Here is a 24254-nt window from a genome sequence, read left to right as displayed (position 1 = left end):
TCGGCCTGCGATCATCGATCAATGACGGGATCGCCACGGAATCTTTCCTCTTTCGGATGGATCCAGGGTCCACCAGCCTTGCATAGACGGGCTGGGACGTTCAGACTGTTGCTTCCTTCATAGGCAATACGCACCAGTCAGACCTTGTCCCAGCCCGATCAGCCATTCCGCGCGCCGGCATCCGTGGTCCCGTCCGGGATGCCGCCGGTCCCTTTCACCCAGGGATCGCTGTTCGGCGAGGCCGATGCCATCGGCTATGGCTCCGGGCAGGTCTATGACGAGATGGTGAACGGCCAGGGCCGGCTGCGACCGCACTGGCAGACCTTCATGAGTTCGCTGGGGCCGCTCGACTCCGAACAGATGGCGCAACGCTGGGAGGAGGCGCGGCGGCTTCTGCACCAGAACGGCGTCACCTACAATATCTACGGCGATCCCAACGGGATGGAGCGGCCCTGGCCGCTCGACATGATGCCGCTTCTGCTGCCGGCCCATGAATGGAAGGCCATCGAATCGGGGCTGATCCAGCGGGCGTCGCTGCTGAACGCCATCCTGACCGACATCTATGGACCGCAGACGCTGACCCGCTATGGCCGGCTGCCGCCGTCGGTGATTCATGCCGACCCCGGCTTCCGCCGCGCGGTCCACGGCATCCGGGTTCCGAACGACGTCCATCTGCATTTCTATGCCGTCGACCTCGCCCGTGCGCCCGACGGTCGCTGGTGGGTGCTGTCCGACCGGACCCAGGCGCCGAGCGGCAGCGGCTATGCGCTGGAAAACCGCGCGGTGATCGCCAAGGTCCTGCCCGACAGCTTCCGCCATTGCCAGGTGGAGCGGCTGAGCGGCTTCTTCGACACTTTCAAGGACACGCTTTTCTCCATCGCGCCGCGGACGAGCGCCGCCGGGCGATTGCCGCGCGTGGTTCTGCTGACCCCCGGCCCCTACAACGAAACCTATTTCGAGCATGTCTATCTCGCCCGCTATCTCGGTCTGACCCTGGTGGAAGGGGCGGATCTGACGGTGCGCGACCGGACCGTCTATCTGAAGACGCTGTCCGGGCTGGAGCAGGTCGACGTCATCCTGCGCCGGCTCGACGCCGATTTCGCCGACCCGCTGGAGATGCGCGCCGACAGTTCGCTCGGCGTCGCCGGGCTGATCGAGGCGGTCCGCGCCGGCACCGTCGTGATGGCCAACGCCCTCGGCTCCGGCCTGATGGAATCGATGGCGATGAAGTCGTCGCTGCCGACGCTCTGCCGCCACCTGCTGGGGGAGGAGCTGCGGCTGCCCGGCGTCGCCAGCTGGTGGTGCGGCAACGATGCCGAACGTGCCTACGTCATCGACCATCTCGACGGACTGGTGATCAAGCCGGCCTTCCCGTCGCTGTCCTTCGAGCCGATCTTCGGCGCCCAGCTGTCGGCTGCCGAACGCTCTGCGCTGACCGAACGGATCAAGCGCCGCCCCTGGTATTTCGTGGCGCAGGAGCAGATGGCGCTCTCCACCGCCCCGGTCTGGCAGGACGGCCGGCTCCAGCCTCGCCCGCTTGTGCTGCGCGTCTTCCTCTGCGCCACCCCCAGCGGCGGCTATGCGGTGATGCCCGGCGGCCTGACCCGCGTGTCCAGCGAATCGGGGCGGCTGGTCGTGTCGATGCAGAGCGGCGGCGGCAGCAAGGATACCTGGATCCTGGCGCCGCGGCGTGCCGACGTGGCATCCGGCCAGCCGCGCCCGTCGGCGCTGGCAATGGAGCCGACGGCCAGCGGTGCGCGTCCATCCGCCAACGACCTGCCCAGCCGCGTTGCCGACGGCCTCTATTGGCTCGGCCGCTATGCCGAACGGGCGGAGGGGGCGCTGCGCCTGCTGCGCGCGACGCAAAGCCGCCTGATCGACAGCAACATGCCGGGCGCCACCTTGCAGCAGCGTCCGCTGCTCGACCTGCTCGGCTCGCTCGGCATGATCCCGGCGGAACTGGCGCGGGTGACGGAAAGCGGCACCAGCCGCGGCCTGCGCGATGCGCTGCATGCGGCGGTGACGGACCCGGACCATCCCAACAGCCTGCGTGCCCAGGTGCTGCGGCTGCACCGCACCGCCTATTCGGTGCGCGACCGTCTGTCGATGGACATGTGGCGGGTGGTATCGGCAATCGACCGCCAGACCCAGCAGCCGAAGGGACGGATGGACGCGGCCTCGCTGCTGCTGCGGCTGGACGATGCGATGATCATGCTGGCCGCCTTCTCCGGTCTTGAACAGGACAGCATGACGCGGGGGGCCGGCTGGCGCTTCCTCGACATCGGCCGGCGGATCGAGCGGTCGCTGCATATGGTGGCACTGATGCGCGGGGTCCATGTCGCCGATCTCGACCGCCAGGACGAGCCGATGCAGGCCGCCACCCTGTCGGTGCTGCTGGAGCTGGGCGAGAGCGTGATGACCTATCGCGCCCGCCACCTGACCAGCGTGCTGCGCACGCCTGTGCTGGACCTGCTGCTGGGCGAGGAAGCCAACCCCCGCGCGCTGGCTTTCCAGCTGGCGGCACTCGACCGGCACATGCGGGCGCTGCCCAGCCAGGGCGTCGGCACCGGGACGGACCCGACCGGCGGTGCGCTGGCCATCGTCGCCGCCGCGCGCAACAGCCTGGAACGCACCGACGCCATGGCCTCCAGCGAGGCGCTGCGCACGCTGCTGGACACGCTGGCGATGACGCTGCCGGACGTGTCGAATTTCCTGGCTCACGCCTATTTCAGCCATGCCTTCGCAAGATCGGCCTGACGCGATGACGCCTCCGCCCTCCGCTCCCGCTTCGGGCAGCAGCGGTCTTTCCACCCGCTATCGCCTGCGCCACGCCACCGCCTACGACTATGGCGAGGATGTGCCGATCTCCCACCATCTGCTGCACCTGACCGCCCGGCCGCACCCGCGCCAGCGCATCCGGCGCAGCCTGCTGACCATCGACCCGGTCCCGGCCGTGCGGACGGAGCGGGTGGACTATTTCGGCAACACCGTCACCTACGTCGCCGTGCAGGAGCCGCACCGGACCTTCTCCGTCATCGCCGAAAGCGAGGTGGAGGTGTTCGATCCGCCCGCATTGGCGCCCGGCGATTCGCCATCGTGGGAGCATGTGCGCGATAGCCTGCGCGGCCTGGCCGGGCCGGACGACGGTGCGGAGATCACGCAATACTGCTTCGACAGCGCGCTGGTCGCCTCCAGTCCGGAACTGCTGGACTATGTCCGGGGAAGTTTCACGCCGGGCCGTCCGGCGGTCGCGGCGGCCATCGACCTGATGAACCGCATCAACCGCGAGTTCGCCTTCGATCCCACGGCCACCACGGTCGCGACTCCGCTGGCGTCCGTGATGCGCAACCGCCGGGGCGTCTGCCAGGACTTCGCCCATATCGCCGTCGGCTGCGCCCGCGCCATCGGGCTGCCGGCACGCTATGTCTCCGGTTATCTGCGCACCCTGCCCCCGCCCGGCCAGCCGCGGCTGGTGGGTGCGGACGTCAGCCATGCCTGGGCCTCGGTCTGGTGCGGGGCGACCGCCGGCTGGCTCGACATCTGCCCGACCAACGCCTGCATCGCCAACCGAGACTTCATCACGATGGCCTGGGGACGCGATTACGACGATGTCAGCCCGGCCCGCGGCATTCTGCTGGGCGGAGCCGGCCATGGCCTGACCGTCAGCGTGGACGTTGAGCCGCTGGAAGATTGAGGGGAAAGCCTCAGGCTTCCAGCGTTATGCCGAGCATACGGTGCAGCGTGGTGCAGATGGTGCGCGGGTTGACCGGCTTGCTGAAGATCTCCAGCGGCTTCCAGCGCTCCTGCTTCAGGTCGCTGTCTTCCGTCAGGTAACCGGTCATCACCACCACCGGCAGGGTGGCGTCGCGGTCACGGATTTCCCGGATCAGCGTCTCGCCATCCATGCGCGGCATGCGCAGGTCGGTCACCAGCGCGTGTACCCGCTCGCTGGCATAGCGCTCCAGCGCCTCCACCCCATTGGCGGCGACGGTCACCCGGAAGCCCTTGAAGGACAGGAAATCCTCCAGCGCCATGGCCGCCAGCACCTCGTCCTCCGCGATCAGGATATGGAACCGATCAGGCATGCGAGAACTCCCTGTCGACTGAGGAGACCGGCTGGCCCGGCAACGTGATGGTGAAGCGGACGCCACGGCCTCCCCCCTCCAGATCGACGTTGCGCGCTTCGATCCGCCCACCCATGCCGTCGATGATTCCATAGCCGATCGACAGCCCGAGGCCGGATCCCTTGCCGACTTCCTTGGTGGTGAAGAAGGGATCGAATATCTGTGGCAGCACCGCAGGATCGATCCCGCCGCCATCGTCGGTCACCTGTATGACCACGCTATACCCGTCTGGATCGTCGCTGACCGCCACCACGATGCGTCCTGCCGCCCCCCCCTTTGCACGAAGCGCAACGATTGCATCGCGCGCGTTCGAAAACAGGTTGAGGATCACCTGCTCCAATTCAAGTGGCCGTCCGGATACCGCCAGTTGCGCAGCCCATCCTTTTTCGACGATATCGATGTCTTCCTGACGATATTGATGGCGGACAAGCTCGACCGCGCTCTGGACGCAGTTGGCGGGATGGAAGATCTGCATGCCGCCGCCGTCCCGCCGCCCGAACATGCGGACATGGTCGATCAGCTTGCCCATGCGCTCGGTCTGCTCGATCACCAGCCTCAAGGCCTTCTCCGCACGGGCGGGTTCAAGCAGATTGTCATGCAGGCGGGTCAGGGTGTTTTCCGTCCACAGACGGATGACGTTCAGCGGCTGGCTCATCTCGTGCGCCATGCCCGCAGCCAGCGTTCCCAGCGTCGCCAGCTTGGAGGTTTGGATCACCTCCTCCTGCAGGCGCTTGCGTTCGGTCACGTCGCGGCCGCTGCCGAGGATCTGGACGACCCGGCCGGCGGCGTCCTTGACCGGCACCAGCATGGTGTGGAAGACGCGCTGGCCGGCCGGCATGTCCAGCGTCTCTTCGTAATCGATGGTTTTGCCGCTGTCGCGGCAGGCGGTGTAGCGGGGGATGACCAGATCGGCCAGTTCCGGCTTCACCGCATCCCGGACACGGCGCTCACGCAGCCGGTCGGGATCCAAGCCGCCGATCCGCGCCAATGCCGGGTTGATGGCTTCATAGGCAAAATCACCGTCGGGAAGAACCTGAACGATGAACAGCGCCTCGCCCAGGTTGTTGAAGAAGCCCGAATACCGGGCCTCCATTTCGCGGCGGGTCGCCACCTCCAGCTCCAGCGCGCGGTTGCTGGCCTCAAGCTGCCGCGGACTGGGCAGGGCCAGCAGGCGCGGCATCAACCACCAGAGCGCCGCGGCGGTCGCCAGTGAGGCGAAGGCGGTGATCAGCTTCACCAGACCTTCGAGCACATAGTCCGGTGTCCACAAGGTCCAGACCGACAGGAAATGGGTGGTGCCGCAGGCGATGATGAACAGAGCGAACAGCAGCGCCATCCAGCCGAAGGCCACGTCGCGGCGGCGCATCACGAAATAGATCAGGGCCACCGGGATCGAGAAATAGGACAGGCCGATCAGCACGTCCGACGCGACATGCAGCATCAGGATATCGGAGCGCCAGAGCAGGCAGACCCCATGGGGCACGAAACCGCTGGTGTCCAGAAGCTCTTCCAGTCCCACTGCCATGTCCGCCTCTTTTCCAACCGTGCCCGTCCGACGGAGGACGTTGATTATGCGTCGAAACCATCTGACACATCGGCACACGTTCCGCCACCGGACCGACTCCGTCAAGCCGTCAATCCGTTAGGGCAGGTCTTGTGAGGTTTCTCTACTGAAAGGACGCCCGCTCCGTGACCACGGCGACGTGAGCGGGCGTTTGCGTCACGCGGCGGTGTGGACCTTACGGTTCTGCTCACGTGTCTTCAGGAAGCGCAGCGCCGGGAAATCCTCCTGCGCGCGGTTCAGGTGCCAGGCGTTGCGGGCGAGGAACACCAGCGCGCCGTCATGGTCCTCGGCCAGCGCCGAGCGGTTCAGCTCGATGAATTTTTCCAACTGAACCTTGTCGTCGGTCTCGACCCAGCGGGCGGCGTCCAGCCCGGCACCCTCGAATCGGGCGGCGATGCCGTATTCCGCCTCGATGCGCGAGGCCAGAACCTCGAACTGCAGCTGGCCGACGACACCGACGACCCAGTCGGCGCCGGTCAGTGGCTTGAACACCTGGGAAGCGCCTTCTTCGGCGAAATGCTCCAGCGCCTTGCGCAGGTGCTTCACCCGCATCGGGTCGTCCGGGCGGACACGCTGCAACAGTTCCGGCGCGAAGCTCGGCACGCCGGTGAAGCGCAGATCCTCGCCCTCGGTCAGCGTGTCGCCGATGCGAAGGCTGCCATGGTTGGGGATGCCCATGATGTCGCCGGGCCAAGCCTCCTCCGCAACCTCGCGGTCGCGGGCCAGGAACAGAACGGCGTTGTTCACCGCCATCAGCTTGCCGGAGCGGATGTGCTTCAGCTTGGCGCCACGCTTGTAACGGCCGGAGCAGAGACGGACGAAGGCGATGCGGTCGCGGTGGTTCGGGTCCATGTTGGCCTGGACCTTGAACACGAAGCCGGTGACCTTCTCCTCGTCCGGCTCGACGGTGCGCGGATCGGCCGGCTGCGGACGCGGCGGCGGGGCGTTCTCCGCCAGGCCGGACAGCAGCTCGCGCACGCCGAAATTGTTGATGGCGGAGCCGAAATAGATCGGGGTCAGATGGCCGGCGCGATAGGCCTCCAGATCGAAGGCCGGCATCAGGCCGCGCGCCATCTCCACCTCTTCGCGCAGCTTGGCGACGGCGTGGGCGGGAAGCAGTTCGTCCAGGCGGGGATCGTCCAGGCCGTTGCACTCGATGCCATCGTCGATCTCGTCGCCCTTGCTGCGGTCCATCAGGATCAGCCGGTCGCGGATCAGGTCGTAGCAGCCCAGGAAGTCGCGGCCCATGCCGATGGGCCAGCTGGCCGGCGTGACCTCCAGCGCCAGCGCGCTTTCGATCTCCGAGATCAAGTCGAAGGGATCGCGCGCCTCGCGGTCCATCTTGTTGCAGAAGGTCATGATCGGCACGTCGCGCAGACGGCAGACCTCGAACAGCTTCAGCGTCTGCGTCTCGATGCCCTTCGCGCCGTCGATCACCATCACCGCGCTGTCGACCGCGGTCAACGTCCGGTAGGTGTCCTCCGAGAAGTCCTCGTGGCCCGGCGTGTCGAGCAGATTGAAGGTGCGCCCGTCGAAATCGAATGTCATGACGGAGGCGGTCACCGAGATGCCGCGCTCGCGCTCCACCTTCATCCAGTCCGACTTGGCGCGCCGCTGCTCGCCGCGCGCCTTGACGGCACCGGCCATCTGGATGGCGCCGCCGAACAGCAGCAGCTTTTCGGTGAGCGTGGTCTTACCGGCGTCGGGGTGCGCGATGATGGCGAAGGTCCGACGGCGGGAGACGGCGTCCTGAAGTTCGGACATGCGCAGAATCCCGTGACTTGAAGGCGTTATACGGTACGAACGGCGAAAGGGCCGACAGGCGAAACACGCCCGTCGGCCCCCGTCGCATTACATAGCAGTGCCGGCCCTGGGATTCCAGAGCCTTGGGATCGGCCCTGGGATCGGCCTCGGCCGGTCGCCTTACAGCGCCAACTCGGCGATCTGCACCGCGTTCAGGGCGGCGCCCTTCAGCAGCTGGTCGCCGCAGACGAACAAGTCCAGGCCATGGTCGCCGAAGACGATGTTGTTGCGGATGCGGCCGACCTCGACGTCATACTGGCCGGTGGCGTTCAGCGGCATCGGGTAGGCGCCGTTGGCCGGATCGTCCACCACCTTCACGCCGGCGGCATCGGCCAGGACGGCGCGGGCGGCGTCGGGCGTGACCGGTTGGATGGTCTCCAGCGTGATGGCCTCGGAATGGGCGCGGTAGGTCGGGATGCGGACGGCGGTGCAGCTGAGCGGCAGATCCGGAACCTCCATGATCTTCCGCGTCTCCCACGTCACCTTCATCTCCTCCTTCGTGTAGCCGTTCTCCTGGAAGGCGTCGATCTGGGGGATCAGGTTGAAGGGGATCGGGTGGCGGAACACGCTGTTGGTGACCGGCTTGCCGTCCAGCTGGTTGCGCGTCTGCTCCTCCAGCTCGGCCATGCCCTCGGCGCCGGCGCCGCTGGTGGCCTGATAGGTGGAGACGATGGCGCGCTTGATGCCGAAGGCCTTGTGCAGCGGACCGAGCGCCACGACGGCGATGGCCGTGGTGCAGTTCGGGTTGGCGATCAGGCGCGACCCCGCGGCGTACGCCTCGCGGAAGACGTGGGCGTTGATTTCCGGAACGATCAGCGGGATGTCGGCGTCGTAGCGGAAGGCGGAGCTGTTGTCGATCACCAGCGCGCCGGCCGAGGCCAGATCCTTGGCATGCGCCTTGGCGAAATCGCCCGACACCGCCAGCAGGACAACGTCATACCCCTTCACCACCGCGGCATCGAAGGCCTTCAGGGTCAGGGCGCCGTAGGGGGTCTCCTGCACCTTGCCGGCGGACCGCTCGGAGGCGAACAGGCCGAGTTCGGCGACCGGGAAGTTGCGGTCGTGAAGGACCTTGACCATCTCGCGGCCGACGGCGCCAGTGGCGCCGACCACGGCGACGCGGAGGGGCTTGGAAGAAGCGGAGGCGTTGCTGCTGCTCATGGCGGGGTTCCGTCCTGTCTATCGCACTGTTGATCGGACCGGCCTATCGGTCGTTCGGACAGCGGACCCCGGATACGACGAGGCCCCGTCCGTTGTCCGGCGGGGCCTGCCTCGTGGAAGAAACGCTGGTCGATCCGATCAGCACGCACCACGACGCTGCCCGCCGAAGCGAGTCGCTTTTTTGGTCGTAGTGATGGTGATGGCCTTGCGGTTCATGACGCCTTCTTATCCGAATGCGCAGGCATTGTAAAGCGCCTGCGCGTTCGCCCTTTCAGAAATTACCGGCTTCACCGGAACCCTTCGCCGTCATGGCTCGGCTTGACCGGGTGTACGTCCCAGATCTCGCCGGCATACTCGTTGACCGTACGGTCGGACGAGAACCAGCCCATGTTGGCCGTGTTCAGGATGGCCTTGCGGGTCCATTCCTCCGGGTCGCGGTACAGCTGCATCGCAGCATCCTGCGCCCGGCAATAGTCGGCGAAGTCCGCCGTCACCAGGAAATGGTCGCCGCCGTCGGTCAGCGCCTGGACGATGGGGTGGTAGCGGTTGCGGTCGTCCGGCGAGAAGGCACCGGTCGAGATCATGTCGAGCGCCCGCTTCAGGCTGGGGTTCGACGCGATCACCTCGCGCGGGTTGAAGCCGCCGCTGGCACGCAGGTCGTTCACCTCGTCCGCGGTCATGCCGAAGATGAAGATGTTGTCCGCACCCACATGCTCGCGGATCTCGACGTTGGCGCCGTCCAGCGTGCCGATGGTCAGCGCGCCGTTCAGGGCCAGCTTCATGTTGCCGGTGCCCGACGCCTCCATGCCGGCGGTGGAGATCTGCTCCGACAGGTCGGCGGCCGGAATGATGATTTCCGCCGCGGTGACGTTGTAGTTCGGCAGCAGGACGACTTTCAGGTTGTCGTGCACCGACGGGTCGTGGTTCACCACCTTGGCGACGTCGTTGATCAGTTTGATGATCAGCTTGGCCATGTGGTAGGAGGGCGCCGCCTTGCCGGCGAACACCTTGGTCACCGGAACCCAGCTGACCGTAGGGTTGTCGCGCATCTCGTTGTAGAGCGCGATGGTGTGCAGCACGTTCAACAGCTGGCGCTTGTATTCGTGCATGCGCTTGACCTGCACGTCGAAGATGCTGTCGACCAGCACCTCCTCGCCGGTCTGGCGGGCGATGTAGGCGGCCAGACGCTTCTTGTTCTTGCGCTTGGCCCGGCGGAATTCCTCGCGGAACACCACGTCGTCGGCCTTCTCGCGCAGCGCCGCGATCTGCGACAGGTCGGAGATCCAGCCTTCGCCGATGCGGGTGGTGATCAGCTCCGACAGGGCCGGGTTGGCCTGCTTCAGCCAGCGGCGCGGGGTGATGCCGTTGGTCTTGTTGTTGATGCGGTCCGGGAATTCCTCGTGGAAGTCGGCGAACACCGTCTGCTTCATCAGGTCGGTGTGCAGGGCCGACACCCCGTTGACCTTGTGCGAACCGAGGAAGGCGAGGTTGCCCATGCGCACGCGGCGCTCGCCGCGCTCGTCGATCAGCGACAGCCGCGACAGCCTGGCATTGTCCCCTGCTGCCTTCGCCTTGGTACGGTTCAGGAACTTGGCATTGATCTCGTAGATGATCTGCATGTGGCGCGGCAGCACCCGCTCGATCATCCGCACCGGCCAGGCTTCCAGCGCCTCGGGCAGCAGGGTGTGGTTGGTGTAGGCGAAGGTGGCGCGGGTGATCTCCCACGCGTCGTCCCAGCGCAGCGCGTGCTGATCGACCAGCAGGCGCATCAGTTCGGCAATGCCGATGGCCGGATGGGTGTCGTTCAGCTGGATCGCCGCCTTGTTGGGCAGGTTTTCGAAGGTGGTGTGATGCTGGAGGTAGCGGCGCAGGATGTCCTGCAAGGAAGCGGAGGTGAAGAAATACTCCTGCTTGAGCCGCAGCTCCTTGCCGGTCTCCGTCGCGTCGTTGGGATAGAGGACGCGGCTGAGATTCTCCGACAGGATCTTCTGTTCGACCGCCTTCATATAGGCGCCGTCGTTGAAGTGGCCGAAGTTGAAGTCGCGGGTGGCACGGGCCGACCACAGGCGCAGCGTGTTGATCGTCTCGCCGCCGAATCCGACGACCGGCGTGTCATAGGCCATCGCCAGCACGCGGTCGGCATCGACCCAGCGGTAGGCGCGCTCGCCGACGCTGTCGCGGAACTCCTCGACGCGGCCATAGAACTGGACCGGATACAGCACCTCCGGACGGGCGAATTCCCACGGATTGCCGAATTGCAGCCACTGTTCGGGATATTCGACCTGCCAGCCGTTTTCGAAGCGCTGCTCGAACAGGCCGAACTCGTAGCGGATGCCATAGCCATAGCCGGGCAGGCCCTGGGACGCCATGCTGTCGAGGAAACAGGCGGCCAGACGGCCGAGGCCGCCGTTGCCGAGCGCCGCGTCCGGCTCGGCATCGACCACATCCTCCATCGACAGGCCGAGGCGGTCGAGCGCCTGACGGCACTCGTCCACGATGCCCAGGTTCGACAGGCTGTTGGTCAGCAGGCGCCCGATCAGGAACTCCAGGGAAAGGTAATAAACGCGCTTGGCGTCTTCATGATAATAGCTGCGGGTCGTGTCCATCCAACGGTCGACGACGCGGTCGCGGACGGCCAGCGCCACGGTGTGGAACCAGTCGCGGCGCGTGGCGGCGCGTGCATCCTTGCCGACCGAGTAAACCAGCCATTCCAGGAACGACCGTTTGAGGCCATCGACATCGAGGCTGCGGCGTTCGATGTCGCGAGATTTGAACCGAGCGTCCATGTCCTGACTTTCTGCGTGAAAGGCCAATAGGAGCGGGCGGCTGGAAGGACGGCGCTCCGTATATTGGGGAAGTGTCTGCCCTGTTGGTTAAGCAAAGCTTTCCCCAGATGGAGCCTACCGTCGTTTCGCTGTGGTAAAAGGGAGTAGGTTGTCATCCCCTTCCCTATTTCCCATCAACGATGCGTCACGAATCCGATCCTGTCCACTGCGATGCAGCATGCATCGGCATCCGCCACGCCGAATCGGCCGATATTCCTGCGCTGCTGGCGATCGAGGAGCAGAGCTTCGCGACCGACCGGATGACGCAACGCAACTTCCGTTATGCGATCCGGCAAGCAAAAGGTGTGGTCCTTGTGGCATACCGCCAAGTACCGAAGGTGCAGGAAAGGCCGCCCTGCAATCAGCCCGGCGCCTATGGGGTCGTCGGTTTCCATGCCGGGACGCCCTTCGCCCGGCTGACCTCCTTCGCCGTGGCCCCGGATGAACGTGGGAAGGGACTCGGCCGCAGCCTGCTTGCCGCCCTGGAGAAAGTCGCCGCCGACCATGGCTGTCGCGGCATCAGGCTGGAGGTGCGGGCCGACAATGATGCGGCAATCGCCCTCTACACCGCCGCCGGCTACCGCCGTTTCTCCGTCTATCCGGATTATTACGAGGACGGAATGGCGGCGCTGCGCCTGGAAAAGCTCCTAAGTCCAGGCCACTGACTGTTGCAGGGGCGCACCGGCAGCCGCATTCGATGGTGGTAAGCCCGGCAAGCGGAGCCTGGACCGGAATCGCCGGATTCTGCCACCGATGTCACTCTTTCCGAATCCTGTGGTGGAACATCCCCGGCGCGCGGCGCGTTTAGCTGCCGACACGATCAACGACGGGCAACAACGGGACCGCCTCAATGACGCCACCGCCGACCGGATCGTTCCACAACACCCCGCAGGGGCCGCCGACCCGCGCCAGATGACGGGCCGGCCCATGGGCACCCGGGAGACCATTCCCAGGGTACCCTGAACGCTCGCGCCCTGAACGCTCAAGACCGAAAAAAGCACTGTCAGCCCTTCGAACCGGTGGCGCCGTCTTTGCGCGCCGGAAAGCCCAACGCCGTCCCCGCTCCGCGCCCCGCCTGACCGCGACGGGCGCCGCCGCCGACCGGCCCGGCGGGAGACGTACACAGACTGTGGAGGAAGGAAAGACCATGGCGTACTCGTTCGAGAACGAACTGATTCGCTGCATGCCGAACCTGCAGCGCTATGCCTGCAAGCTGACCCGTGACGCCAACGCCGCAGAGGACCTGCTGCAGGACTGCCTGGCTCGCGCCTTGTCACGCCAGCATCGTTTCGAACCCGGCACCAATATGCAGGCGTGGCTCACCACGATGCTGAAGAACCTGCACTTCAATAACCTGCAGCGCGACCGCCATGTGACGAAGGTGGAACTGTGGGACGGCGCCATGTCGGTCGATGCGGCGCAGATGTCGCGGCTGGTTTTCCGCGATGTCGACCGCGCTTTTTCCTCCCTCACCCCCAGCCAGCGCAAGGTCGTGAAGCTGGTCGCCATCGAAGGCCGCCCCTATCAGGAAGCGGCGGAGACGCTGAATGTGTCGATCGGCACCATCCGCTCGCGCCTGTGCCGGGCGCGGGAACGGCTGAACAACCTGATGGCCGCCTGATCGACCGGAACTCCTCCACATTGGCGCTTCGTCCGCGCCAGATCGGCCATGAACGCCCTCCGCACTCCGCTGCGGGGGGCGTTCGCGTTATATGGGGCTTTTCCAGGCCGCGCCCCGGAAGATACCGACAGCGCGGGAAGACCAGGGAAAGCTCGGGTGCCGCTGGCGTCGGAGCCTTCCACCTGTCGTCCGTCAGCCATTCACCACGGTGCCGCCATTCGGGTGCAGCACCTGACCGGACATATAAGAAGAATCATCGGATGCGAGGAACACATAAGCCGGTGCCACCTCGTCCGGTTGGCCGGCACGTTTCATCGGCACGTTGCTGCCGAACTTCTCCACCTTCTCCTCGTCGAAAGTGGACGGGATCAGCGGGGTCCAGATCGGACCGGGCGCCACCGCATTGACGCGGATGCCGCGGTCGGCCAGCGACATCGACAGCGACCGGGTGAAGGCGACGATGGCGCCCTTGGTCGCGGAGTAGTCCAGCAATTCCGGACTGCCCTTATAGGCGGTGACCGAGGTGGTGTTGATGATGCAGGCCCCCTCGTGCATGTGCGGCAGCGCGGCCTTCACCATATAGAATTGGCCGAAGATGTTGGTGCGGAAGGTTCGCTCCAACTGTTCGGCGGTGATGTCCTCGATCGATTTCTGCGGATGCTGTTCGGCCGCGTTGTTGATGACGATGTCGATGCGGCCATGCTCGCCGATAAGCTGTTCCACCGCCTTGCGGCAAATCTCCTCGTCGCCGACATCGCCGCTCAGAATTGTGCAGGGTTGACCTTCGGCTTCGACCAGCCGGCGGGTCTCGCGAGCGTCGTCATCCTCGTTCAGGTACAGGATGCCAACCTTCGCACCCTCACGCGCGTACAGCACGGCGATGGCCCGGCCGATGCCGCTGTCGCCGCCGGTGATCAGCGCAACCTTGTCGCGCAGCTTGCCACTGCCGCGATAGCCGGGCCGGGTTTCCGAGGGCTGCGGTACCATGGGACCCTGATGGCCGGGCTGGGTTTCCTGATGCTGGCGCGGCCGCCTGCTTTCCGGTTGAGTCATAGGTATTCCCCTTGGTTGGCAAGCCGTTCGGGTATGGATGGGATGAGTTGCACATTCACAACAAACCCCAATGCACGGCGTTCCTCACAGAAGAGCGCCGGAACAATCGGCGACATTGCCTTGTTACTTGGCCGGGCGACGCGAAAGAGGATGGCAGTGCCGGATTGCTCGCCTCGAAAGTGAGCAATGATCGCGCCGTTTGTCGGACTGGTATGGCCGAGGATCATGCCCATAAGATGGGCTAAGCGTCCTTTCGGCCGAGCCATTCGCAGGCGGTGGAGCCACCGGACGTGTCACGGTTGATCGTGTCCCAGGGGAGAACCCCGGCGACCCATCCGGGAACGACAGAGATGAAGCGTGTAACAATGACCGATATAAACGCCTATCTGGACGGCGCCCTGGACGAACGGGAACGCGCCGAATTCGAAAGCGTGGTCGAGAGCGATCCCGACGCAAAGGCGCTGCTCGCTCAGCATCGCCAGCATGTCGAGGAGCTTCATCGCCTTTACGACCCGGTCCTGAGCGAAGAGGTGCCCTCCCGAATGCTGGAGCTGCTGCGCAAGCGGAACGGCTAACGCTCCACCGGCGCGCCCCCGCGTTATTTTTTCTCCGTCCGGCAGCACATTGCGCTATTGCATGCGGCAGGCCCATCTTTGGGGGAAGGGCCGGTTCGGACGGATGAAGCATGGCGCCCAGACGAGCGGAGCCGAGCATCCTGCTCGGCCCGATCCTGTACTTCCGTGGGGAACAGCGCGACCGCTGGTGGCTGTCGGCGCTGTTCGTTCTGGATGGGGACGTTGAGCCCGACGATCTGCGGGTGGACGGCGTCACCCTGCCCGTCCCGCCGCGTCACCTGATGGTCTGGCGCCGCCGGCAAGTCTGGCGCTTCGACTTCGCCGTTCCCCGCGGCATGCGCGACACCGATGTCACATACGGCTTTCCTGACGGTCCCCGCTGGAACGTGATCGTTCCGGGCCGTCACTCATTTCCCCGCCTCGCTATTCTTTACGGGAGCGGAATGAGTGGAGATGCCGACCCAGACACCAATGCGCCGACCGCTCTCTGGCCAGACCTGATCTCCCGGCATGCCGCCGACCGCTATCACCTGTTGGTTCAGGCGGGCGGGCAGATCGATGGCGACGCGGTGATGTCAGCCTCCGCCCAGGCCCGGGGATTGCTGACGGATGCCTCGCGGCGGCTCGGCCCCGCCCTGCCCGGCGTGGCGGAGGAGCTGATGACCGCCGGCTTCGACCGGATGCTGCGGGTCTGGAGCGGTGCCGCCGTGGCCTCGGCGCTCGCCTCCATCCCATCGGTGATGATGTGGGACGGCGCCGATCTCGGCCGTCTGCTGGCGGGCGCCTGGAGCGGCCGGGAGGAGGGCGACTCCACATCGCGCAGCCTGCGTCCGCTGCTGATGGCGGTGCGGCGTCAGGTCCAGCTGTTCCAGACCGGCTCGGTGGCGGACAGCCCGCCGGATTGCCTGTGGGGGTCCGCCTGCGGAACGCTGGCGCAGGGCTTCGTCCTGGGCGAAGCCGGCCTTCTTGCGCTCGATCTCTGGACCGACCGCAACAGCCGGCGCCTGCTGTCCGAACGGGACTGGAGCCTGTTGTCCGACTGGCTCGACCGCTTCGCCGGATGCCGGCATCTGATCCTGGTCAGCGGTGGGCCGCTCCTGTCTCCGGCCGCCGCCTTACTCGACCGCCTGGGCAGCGCAATTCCGGCCCGGATGCGCAACCGGCTGGAGGGCCGGCTGGGGGACCGCCTGTCGTCGGCCGGACGCCATGCCGATTGGGAGAGGATGCTGCGCACCCTGGGCGATTTTTCCCGGCGCAGCGGCTGCCGCATCGCCATCGCGTCCCGGGGCCTGGCGGACGGAGCGGGAGCGCGGGGCGTGCTGCGCGGCGGCGGGCTGGAGATGTGGCAGCTCTATGCCCCCGCTTTCACCGCGACCGGCCGGCCGGCCGGCCGGCGGTCGCGGCTGGCGGAGCTGCTGGCGATCCGCCCCGATCATCCCCTGCCGGCCTACCGGTTCGAGATGGCGCCTTTCGCGGAAAACGGGCGGCGCCTGCTGCGGGGGGCCGGATGGATCGCGTGCAGCTTCGATGCGAAGGGTCAACTGCATGCCCGCTGGTGCCTGCCCGGCGATGGCGGCCGTTACACCCAAGCCATCTGAAAGGGTCATCCGCCAAAGAGAGTGTCGAGGTCTGCGGCACCTCTCCTATGGCACAGCCCGCTCCACCACGAACAGCAGGCCGGGAACCGGCACGCCCTTCTCCCGGCGCGGCGTGCAGGGCTCCATCAGGTGGATCGTGAACCCGGCCATGCCCGCAGTTTCCCGGACATAGCCTTCGGCATGGGCATATCGCCGGGTGGCACCGAGGACAAAGGGATCGACCGCCGCTTCGTCCGCCAGACGCTCCACGGTCGCGGTGAAACAACCTCCTGGCACCAGAGCGCGGGCCGCCGCAGCAAAGACGGCTGCGAGATCGCCGATATAGACAAGGACATCGGCAGCGACCAGCAGGTCCCAGCCGCCGGGCGTCCGCTCCATAGCCTCCACCACGTCGCCGACACTCAACTCGTCATAGAGCATGCGCTGGCGCGCCTTCTCGACCATCCTCGGCGACAGGTCGACCCCGGCCAGATGTGCTGCAAGCGGTTTGAAGGTCACCCCCGCCAGCCCGGTGCCACAGCCAAGATCGAGAATCCGCAGAGCCGCGGCGCCGGGCATCGCCCGGTCGACCGCCGAGCGCAGCAGGTCCGGCGCCGCATAGCCGAGCTTGCCGACCAGATCCTGGTCGAAGCGGTCGGCATAGCGGTCGAACAGGGCACGGACATAGGCGGCCGACAGGTCGGCCCCCTCCCCGGCTTCCAGGGCGGCGATCAACCGTTCTATGGCCGCCGTCTCATCCCCCTCAGCGAGGTCCCGGGCATGACGGAGCGCAGCCAGAGCCTTCACCGGTTCGCGAAGGGCAAGCCAGCTGCGCCCCAGCGCATGATGGACAGCCGAATCCTCCTCGTACCGGCGGGCGAGCGGCTGAAGCAGTTCGACTGCCGCCAGCGCATCGCCGGATGCGGTCAGTGTTTCGGCCAGCGCCAGCACGGCATCGCGGTCGTTGGGGCGCAAAGCCACCGCCTCCCGGAATTCCTCCAACGCCTCATCGGACCGGCCAAGTGCAGCGAGACAGTGGGCGAGCCCGAGTCGAACCTGTGCCGAATCGCTCCGTTCCGCCGCCAGGGTGTGGAAAAGCGCATGTGCAGCATCGATTTCGCCGCACTGCCGCAGGGCATCGGCAAGCATCGACCGCCATGCCCAGTTGGCCGGCTCAAGCGCGACGGCGTGCCGGAAACAGGCTGCGGCCTGCCCCGCCGGACCATGTGCGCCTTCGGCTTCAGCCAGCGCGGACCATGCTTCGCCGTTGTCGGGATCGACAATGACGGCGGCACGGAATGCGAGCCCTGCCCCGGCGTGATGCCCGGCATAGAGCCGGTCGTATCCAATCCGGAACATTTGATCGAGATTGTAGATTTGCGGCTCGTCGCCGAAGGAGGGATCCGCTGACACGGATGAATGTCCTCTGGTGTCGGGCTTCGGCCAGGGATAATGCCGCCGGCCCGGAGAACCCGCCTCCGCCCGCCATCGGGCCGTCCCGGGCGACGCTGCGGCTCCGCCAAATCCCAGGTATCCGAGTCCCGGGAAATAAGGCGGCGGAGTTTACTGCCCCAACATGCTGCGCTGCGCAAGGGGGGAGCGAAAATCCTTCCGAAGTGTGATTCAGGCGACACGCGGTCGCAGTAGCCCTGTTTGCGGACCCTGTTCAAAAGGATAATGGAGCTGGCTTGGCTAACCCTATCGTTATCGCCGGCAAATGTGGCGATTCAATGGCTTATGGCCCATGCCGAAGGGCCTAAGCCGTCCGTTTCAGGGCTCCGCGTGGCATCTGCCGGACGAAAGCTGTGGTATTACCAGGGTGCAAGCGGGTTGACGATGGATCAAATTTTTGGAAGTGTGGCCCCGGCGCCCAATTGGGAGGCGCTGAACATCTGGGTAGGAGGCGGTCGCCGTAAGCGACTCGGTGACCGGAACAACGGCCCCGCGCGGGGGGTCAAACAGCCGCCGTAGAACACGGGGCTACAGCAGAAGGAGGTTTGGGATGCGGGGACGAAATCAGCGCGTAGGCGCCACAGGGTGTGGACGCTTCGCACTGGCTGCGGGACTGCTGACGGCTTCCATGGCTGTCCTCACCGTTTCCGGCACGGCCCAGGCCCAGACCGCGACCCAGTCGAAGGAAAGCTGCGTCACCCACGCAGTGGAAGCCGAGCAGAAGCTGGGTATTCCGTCCGGCATGCTGGTCGCCATCGCCCTGGTTGAAAGCGGCCAGGACGGCGCCCCCCACCCGTTCGCGATGAGCGTCCAGGGTCGCCCCTATTACGCCCGCAATGTCAGCGACGCTGCCCGCCACCTGCGCGACCATCGCGGCCAGCTTCGCAGCAACACCTATGTCGGCTGCATGCAGCTTTCGGTCGCGACTCACCGGGGCGAGTTCCAGCCGCTGGAGAAGATCGTCGAGCCGCGCGACAATGTGTTTTACGCTGGCCAGCTTCTCGTCCGCTTCCACGGCGAGGAAGGCAACTGGAAGACCGCGCTGACCCGCTACAATGGCAGCTCGGGCCGCCGCGCCCAGGCCTATGTCTGCAAGATCTGGCAGAGCCTGTCCGAACTGGACACGCAGAGCGCCAAGCTGCTGGCCTCTTCCCGTTGTGAAGACAGCGATCCCGTCAGTGTCGCCCCGCGCACCCGCCGCAGCTTCCGCAACGCCCAGCAGGTCGCGGCCATCAACTGATAGCCGGCCACCCGACAGCCATGCTGCGTGACGGCCGCTGTGAGAGCGCTGGCGCGGCGCTGCCGGATCGGGTAAACCCCGACGCATGAACTACCGCCATATCTTCCACGCCGGCAACCCGGCCGACGTGATGAAGCACGCCGTCCTGGCGCTGATCCTGGATCATCTGCGCGCCAAGCCGGCGCCGTTCTGCGTGCTCGACACACATGCCGGGATCGGCCGCTACGACCTGACATCCGAAGCGGCCCGCAAGACGGCGGAGAGCGACGAGGGCATCGGCCGGCTGTTCGGCCATCCCCTGCCGCACCCTGCCCTGGCACCCTATCTCGACGCCGTGCAGGCGCTGAATCCGGACGGGGCCTTGCGCTGGTACCCGGGTTCTCCCCGTGTCGCCCGCGCGGTCCTGCGGCCGCAGGACCGCATGGTGCTGGTGGAGCTCCATCCTGACGACGCCCACACCCTGAAAGCGGAGTTCGCCGGCGACCGCGCGGTCGCCGTCCATCAGTCGGATGCCTACACCGCGCTAAAGGCCCATCTTCCGCCTAAGGAGAAGCGCGGGCTTGTCCTGATCGATCCTCCTTTCGAACAGCCGGACGAGTTCGCCCGCATGGCGGAGGGGTTGGCACTGGCGCACCGCCGCTGGTCCACCGGCATCTTCGCCCTATGGTATCCGATCAAGGAACGCGCGGCTGTCTGGCGGTTCCAGGATGCGGTTGAAAAGACCGGCATCCCGAAAGTGCTGATCGCCGAACTGACTTGGCACTCCGAAGACACCCATCTCCGGCTGAACGGCTCCGGCCTGCTGATCGTCAATCCCCCCTGGCAGTTGGACGAGACGCTCAAGGGAATGCTGCCGGCCTTGCACGATGCCCTGCCCACCACCGGCGGCGGCGTGGCGGTCAGCTGGCTGACGCCCGAGGCGTCGTAAGGAAAGCCAATTCGGGGAAAGCCGGTCCGAGCGCAGAAAAAACCCCGGTCCTGTCGGGCCGGGGTTCAAGTCAGGATGGAGACCGTTCGTTATCGATGACGTGCCGTCATCGGCGGCGCGGTGGTCAGAACCGGCGCTCCGCCTGCTGGGCCGCGCCTTCCAGGCGGGCGTTCAGCTTGCCGATGGCGGTGTTGGCGGTGTTCGCCGACAGCTCGGAAATTTTGACGCTGCGGCTGAGAACCAGCTGCATGTTGTCCTTCAGCATGCGGCTCTGCGCGGCGTAGAAGTCGGGAACGCTCCGGCTGCGCATCAGGGCGTTCACGCCCTCCGCGTTGCGGGAGGCGACCTCCTGGGCCAACCCCATCCATTCACGCCAGGCAGTCTGGAGACCGTCGGCCAGCACGCTGCTGCACTGGACCATGACGTCCATGGTCTCGCGGGTCTGGCTGGCGACTTCGCCCTGGGCTTCCTTGGACAGGCCCAGAGCGCGCTGGAACTGCTCCGTCTTGCGGCCGGCGACATCGGCGGCGGAGCCCATCGCGGACTTGGCGGCTTCGGCGCCACGGCGGGTCATGTCGGCACCGGCATCCATCGCCTTCTGACCGGCGCCCAGACCGGCATCGACAGCGTGGACTCCCGTTTCCGTCGCGGTTCCACCGATCGAGCGCGCGGCATCGGCGGCGCGGCGGGTGGTGGTCTCGCCGGCGCGCATCATGTCGTCGAGCGTGCCCTTCGCCAGGTCGGCGGTTTCGCGCACACCGGTTGTGGTGTCCTTGTCCATAGCCATGCGGGATGCTCCTCGAATATTTTCGTCCAAGAGGACGCTTCGTCCCATATCTCGCGTCGGCCATTTATGCTGCACCGCCGAACGAGTTCACTCCTATAACACCCGGCAAACAGAACGTTCCACGACGCAAAATAATAGCGCCGCATACTTTCTTTCGAGGTATGCGGTATTTTGAAATCGAACCGTCTTTTGTGTGAAACAGTTCTTATTCGATTTGGTCAATCTTAATCAGAGCGGTTATCCGGAACGGCTCTGCTTTCCAAACCGCGCCTGGATTTCCCCGGCAATGCCGCGGCGGAAGACCAGAACGCAGGCGACGAAGATGCAACCGATCACCACCGGCACGGGAAGGCTGGTCGCCGCCAGATAATTCTCCAGGGTCACCACCAGAGCGGCTCCGATCACCGGGCCGGCCAGCGTGCCCATGCCGCCCAGCAGCGTCATCAGCACGACCTCACCCGACATCTGCCACGTCACATCGGTCAGCGTCGCCAATTGAAACACGATCGCCTTGGTGCCGCCGGCCAACCCGGCCAGCGTCGCCGACAGGACGAATGCCATCAGCTTGTAGCGCTCGGTGCGATAACCCAGCGAAATGGCGCGCGGTTCATTCTCACGAATCGCCTTCAGAACCTGTCCGAAGGGCGAATGCACGGTCCGCCAGATGATGGCGAAGCCGATCAGGAAAACGCCCAGCACCGTATAATACATCGCCAGCGGGTTGTTCAGATCGAAGACGCCGAACAGCACGCCGCGCGGAACCGCCTGGATGCCATCCTCACCATGGGTGAAGGGCAATTGCAAGGCCAGGAAGAACACCATCTGGCTCAGCGCCAGCGTGATCATGGCGAAATAGATGCCCTGGCGACGGATCGCGATGCTGCCGAACAGGATGCCGAGGAATGCCGAGGCCGCGGTGCCAAGCAGAATCCCCAGTTCCGGCGACAGTCCCCACACCTTCACCGTATGGGCGGTGACATAGGCGGCGCTGCCGAAGAAGGCGGCGTGGCCGAAGCTGAGCAGACCGCCGAAGCCGATCAGCAGGTTGAAGGCGCAGGCGAACAGCGCGAAACACAGCACCTTCATCAGGAAGACGGGATAGAGCAGAAAGGGAACCGCCAGCAGCGCCACCAGCACCGCAAGGGCGCCGACCCGCGCCAGCGTCGACCCCGCCGCCGACGCTTGGGAAGCCTTCCCGGATGCCCGGATGCCGCTTTGCGAATGAAGGCTCATGCACTCACCTCTCCCGTCCGAACAGGCCGGCAGGCTTGATCATCAGCACCACCGCCATGATGACGAAGACCACGATGTTGGAGGCCTCCGGGTAGAAGACCTTGGTCAGCCCCTCCAGCAGGCCAAGCCCATAGCCGGTCAGCACGGCGCCCAGGATCGACCCCATGCCGCCGATCACCACCACCGCGAAGACCACGATGATCAGGTTCGATCCCATCAGCGGCGACACTTGGTAGATCGGTGCCGCCAGCACGCCGGCAAGTCCGGCCAACGCCACGCCGAAGGCGTAGGTCAGCGTGATCATCCGCGGGACATTGATGCCGAAGGCCTGGACCAGCACCGGATTTTCCGTCGCCGCACGCAGATAGGCGCCCAGCTTCGTCTTCTCGATGGCGATCCAGGTGCTGATGCAGACAATCAGGGAAGCGACGACCACCCAGCCGCGATAGTTGGGCAGGAACATGAAGCCGAGATTCTGACCGCCCTTCAGCGCGTCGGGGATTGGGTAAGGCTGCCCCGAGACGCCATACTGGTGGCGAAACGCGCCCTCGACGATCAGCGCCAGCCCGAAGGTTAGCAGCAGGCCGTAGAGATGGTCCAGCTTGTAAAGCCGCGACAGCAGCGTCTTTTCCAGCGCCGCCCCGAACAGCCCGACGACCAGCGGCGCCAGCGGCAGCGCCCACCAGTAACCGATGCCAAGCTGGGTCAGCAGCAGCCAGGCGACGAAGGCCCCCATCATGTAAAGCGCGCCATGGGCGAAGTTGATGACGTTCAACATGCCGAAGATCACCGCCAGCCCCAGGCTGAGCAGCGCGTAAAACGATCCGTTGATCAGCCCCAGCAAAAGCTGGCCGAACAGTGCCTGAGGCGGAATGCCGAAAATCGTTCCGATCATGAGCGTCGCTCTCCCCAACGGCATCTCCGCCGAATCGGCCCTCCAGGGACCGCCAGGGCGGAGATGCCGCTCCGTCACGTCATGGCTTGTGCCAGCCGGCCATCACTTCGGCACTGTCATTTCGGCAGTTTGCAGCCGCTCTCCTCGAAGCTTGCGAAGGCTTCCTTGCCGGGGATGGTGCGCAGGATCTGGTAATAGTCCCAGGCGCCCTTCGATTCGGACGGCTTCTTCACGCGGGCCAGATACATGTCGTGGACCATGCGCCCATTCGGCAGGATGGTGCCGTTCTTGGCGAACATGTCGTTGACCGGCATCTCCTTCATCTTGGCGGCGACGGTCGGGCCGTCGTCGGTCCCGGCAGCCTCGATGGCTTTCAGATAATGGCGCACGGCGGAATAGCTGCCGGCCTGCACCATCGTCGGCATCTTGCCGTAGCGGTCGAAGAACTTCTTGGACCAGGCACGCGATTCGTCGTCGCGGTCCCAATAGAAGCCGGTGGTCAGCACCAGATCCTGGGCGACCTGAAGCCCCAGCGCATGCACGTCGGACAGGAAGATCAGCAGACCGGCGAGCTTCTGCTGGCCACCCTGCGTCAGGCCGAATTCCGACGCCTGCTTGATCGAGGTGATGGTGTCGCCGCCGGCGTTGGCAAGGCCGACGATCTTGGCGCCCGACGCCTGCGCCTGGAGCAGGAAGGAGGAGAAATCGGCGGAGTTGAGCGGCGCCTTCACCGAACCGACGACCTTGCCGCCCGCCTTCTTCACCTCGACCGAGGTGTCGGCCTCCAGCTGATGGCCGAAGGCATAATCGGCGGTGATGAAGAACCAGCTGTCGCCGCCCTCCTTCACCATCGCCTGACCGGTGCCGACGGCCAGCGCGTGGGTGTCATACGGCCAGTGGAAGCCGGTGGGGGAACAGGCATCGCCGGTCAGGCGCGAGGTGGCCGGACCTTCCATCAGGAAGATCTTCTTCTTCTCCTTGGTCACTTCCTGCACGGCCAGCGCCACGCCGGAGTTGGGCACATCGACGATCACATCGACGCCGTCCTGGTCGATCCATTGGCGCGCGAGGTTGGCGCCGATGTCCGGCTTGTTCTGGTGGTCGGCGGAGATGATCTCGATGGGCTTGCCCAGAATCTTGTTGCCGAACTCCTCCGCCGCCATGCGGGCGGCGATGACCGATCCCTCGCCGCCGAGGTCGGCATAGAGGCCCGAACGGTCATTCAGCACACCGATCTTGACCATGTCGCCGGACAGCTTGCCCTGCTGGGCCATGGCAGGCCCGGCGGACATGACACCGATCGTCAGGGCAGCAAGGGCGGCACCGGCCAGAAGACGTGCGATCATGCGTGAATTCCTCCCCCTCAGCGTTGCGTTGCGCATAGTGCGGGCGCCCATCCGGATGGATCGCTTGGAT

21 protein-coding genes are annotated in these 24254 nt (G+C 65.7%); 9 read left to right on the top strand and 12 right to left on the bottom strand.

Features of this window, described 5'->3' with window-relative positions:
• Positions 1–198: 198 nt before the first annotated feature.
• Positions 199–2757, top strand: coding sequence for a circularly permuted type 2 ATP-grasp protein (locus CRT60_RS28350; protein WP_098739808.1), 2559 nt, complete (start codon positions 199–201; stop codon positions 2755–2757).
• Between the two features lie 4 nt (positions 2758–2761).
• Positions 2762–3694 carry a transglutaminase family protein gene (locus CRT60_RS28345; RefSeq protein ID WP_098739807.1) on the top strand — a complete coding sequence of 311 codons (933 nt, stop codon included), beginning with the start codon at positions 2762–2764 and terminating at the stop codon, positions 3692–3694.
• Between the two features lie 10 nt (positions 3695–3704).
• On the opposite strand, the gene CRT60_RS28340 is transcribed toward CRT60_RS28345, so the two are convergent.
• From CRT60_RS28340 to CRT60_RS28320, 5 genes are all read right to left on the bottom strand, one after another.
• Positions 3705–4085 (bottom strand): response regulator, encoded by a 381-nt coding sequence (locus CRT60_RS28340; RefSeq protein ID WP_098739806.1) that lies wholly within the window; start codon positions 4083–4085, stop codon positions 3705–3707.
• On the bottom strand, positions 4078–5649 hold the full coding sequence (locus CRT60_RS28335; RefSeq protein ID WP_098739805.1) for a sensor histidine kinase: 1572 nt from the start codon (positions 5647–5649) through the stop codon (positions 4078–4080). The genes CRT60_RS28340 and CRT60_RS28335 overlap by 8 nt, the downstream gene beginning before the upstream one ends.
• 195 nt (positions 5650–5844) lie before the next feature.
• Positions 5845–7452 carry a peptide chain release factor 3 gene (locus CRT60_RS28330; protein WP_098739804.1) on the bottom strand — a complete coding sequence of 536 codons (1608 nt, stop codon included), beginning with the start codon at positions 7450–7452 and terminating at the stop codon, positions 5845–5847.
• 159 nt (positions 7453–7611) lie between these two features.
• Complete coding sequence (locus CRT60_RS28325; RefSeq protein ID WP_098739803.1) at positions 7612–8652, bottom strand: aspartate-semialdehyde dehydrogenase; 1041 nt, start codon at positions 8650–8652, stop codon at positions 7612–7614.
• A gap of 287 nt (positions 8653–8939) precedes the next feature.
• The gene (locus CRT60_RS28320; RefSeq protein ID WP_098739802.1) at positions 8940–11438 is read right to left on the bottom strand and encodes a glycogen/starch/alpha-glucan phosphorylase; all 2499 of its coding nucleotides are present in this window, start codon (positions 11436–11438) and stop codon (positions 8940–8942) included.
• 179 nt (positions 11439–11617) lie between these two features.
• Between CRT60_RS28320 and CRT60_RS28315 the strand changes: the two genes are divergently transcribed.
• The 3 genes from CRT60_RS28315 (at position 11618) to CRT60_RS28310 (ending at position 13098) form a co-directional block, all read left to right on the top strand.
• Complete coding sequence (locus tag CRT60_RS28315) at positions 11618–12142, top strand: GNAT family N-acetyltransferase (RefSeq protein WP_098739801.1); 525 nt, start codon at positions 11618–11620, stop codon at positions 12140–12142.
• A gap of 88 nt (positions 12143–12230) precedes the next feature.
• On the top strand, positions 12231–12440 hold the full coding sequence (locus CRT60_RS35905) for a hypothetical protein (protein ID WP_143273405.1): 210 nt from the start codon (positions 12231–12233) through the stop codon (positions 12438–12440).
• A gap of 184 nt (positions 12441–12624) precedes the next feature.
• Positions 12625–13098 (top strand): sigma-70 family RNA polymerase sigma factor, encoded by a 474-nt coding sequence (locus CRT60_RS28310; RefSeq protein ID WP_042695558.1) that lies wholly within the window; start codon positions 12625–12627, stop codon positions 13096–13098.
• 192 nt (positions 13099–13290) lie between these two features.
• On the opposite strand, the gene CRT60_RS28305 is transcribed toward CRT60_RS28310, so the two are convergent.
• Both CRT60_RS28305 and CRT60_RS35900 read right to left on the bottom strand, forming a co-directional pair.
• Positions 13291–14151, bottom strand: a complete 861-nt coding sequence (locus CRT60_RS28305; protein WP_098739800.1) for an SDR family oxidoreductase — start codon at positions 14149–14151, stop codon at positions 13291–13293.
• Positions 14148–14384 carry a hypothetical protein gene (locus CRT60_RS35900; protein WP_143273403.1) on the bottom strand — a complete coding sequence of 79 codons (237 nt, stop codon included), beginning with the start codon at positions 14382–14384 and terminating at the stop codon, positions 14148–14150. The genes CRT60_RS28305 and CRT60_RS35900 overlap by 4 nt, the downstream gene beginning before the upstream one ends.
• A gap of 132 nt (positions 14385–14516) precedes the next feature.
• Between CRT60_RS35900 and CRT60_RS28300 the strand changes: the two genes are divergently transcribed.
• Positions 14517–14726, top strand: coding sequence for an anti-sigma factor family protein (locus CRT60_RS28300; protein WP_244592815.1), 210 nt, complete (start codon positions 14517–14519; stop codon positions 14724–14726).
• 110 nt (positions 14727–14836) lie between these two features.
• Entirely contained in the window at positions 14837–16324 is a 1488-nt protein-coding gene (locus CRT60_RS28295) for a hypothetical protein (protein ID WP_098739798.1), read from the top strand.
• A 45-nt stretch (positions 16325–16369) separates the two neighbouring features.
• On the opposite strand, the gene CRT60_RS28290 is transcribed toward CRT60_RS28295, so the two are convergent.
• Positions 16370–17662, bottom strand: coding sequence for a tetratricopeptide repeat protein (locus CRT60_RS28290; RefSeq protein ID WP_244592934.1), 1293 nt, complete (start codon positions 17660–17662; stop codon positions 16370–16372).
• A gap of 721 nt (positions 17663–18383) precedes the next feature.
• Between CRT60_RS28290 and CRT60_RS28285 the strand changes: the two genes are divergently transcribed.
• Together CRT60_RS28285 and CRT60_RS28280 are read left to right on the top strand one after the other, a co-directional pair.
• Positions 18384–18995: a transglycosylase SLT domain-containing protein gene (locus tag CRT60_RS28285; RefSeq protein ID WP_244592814.1), complete on the top strand. Its 612-nt coding sequence runs from the start codon at positions 18384–18386 to the stop codon at positions 18993–18995.
• A gap of 85 nt (positions 18996–19080) precedes the next feature.
• Positions 19081–19923, top strand: a complete 843-nt coding sequence (locus tag CRT60_RS28280) for a 23S rRNA (adenine(2030)-N(6))-methyltransferase RlmJ (RefSeq protein WP_098739795.1) — start codon at positions 19081–19083, stop codon at positions 19921–19923.
• 124 nt (positions 19924–20047) lie between these two features.
• Here the strand turns inward: CRT60_RS28280 and CRT60_RS28275 are convergent, their stop codons facing one another.
• From CRT60_RS28275 to CRT60_RS28260, 4 genes are all read right to left on the bottom strand, one after another.
• Positions 20048–20710, bottom strand: a complete 663-nt coding sequence (locus CRT60_RS28275) for a phasin family protein (protein WP_098739794.1) — start codon at positions 20708–20710, stop codon at positions 20048–20050.
• A 237-nt stretch (positions 20711–20947) separates the two neighbouring features.
• Positions 20948–21943 (bottom strand): branched-chain amino acid ABC transporter permease, encoded by a 996-nt coding sequence (locus CRT60_RS28270; RefSeq protein WP_098739793.1) that lies wholly within the window; start codon positions 21941–21943, stop codon positions 20948–20950.
• 4 nt (positions 21944–21947) lie between these two features.
• Complete coding sequence (locus CRT60_RS28265) at positions 21948–22838, bottom strand: branched-chain amino acid ABC transporter permease (protein ID WP_204562103.1); 891 nt, start codon at positions 22836–22838, stop codon at positions 21948–21950.
• 116 nt (positions 22839–22954) lie between these two features.
• Positions 22955–24184 carry an ABC transporter substrate-binding protein gene (locus tag CRT60_RS28260; RefSeq protein WP_098739792.1) on the bottom strand — a complete coding sequence of 410 codons (1230 nt, stop codon included), beginning with the start codon at positions 24182–24184 and terminating at the stop codon, positions 22955–22957.
• Positions 24185–24254: the final 70 nt, after the last annotated feature.

Origin of the sequence: Azospirillum palustre (assembly GCF_002573965.1) — a bacterium.
Taxonomy (GTDB): domain Bacteria; phylum Pseudomonadota; class Alphaproteobacteria; order Azospirillales; family Azospirillaceae; genus Azospirillum; species Azospirillum palustre.
This window is presented reverse-complemented; position numbering and strand designations above follow the sequence as displayed.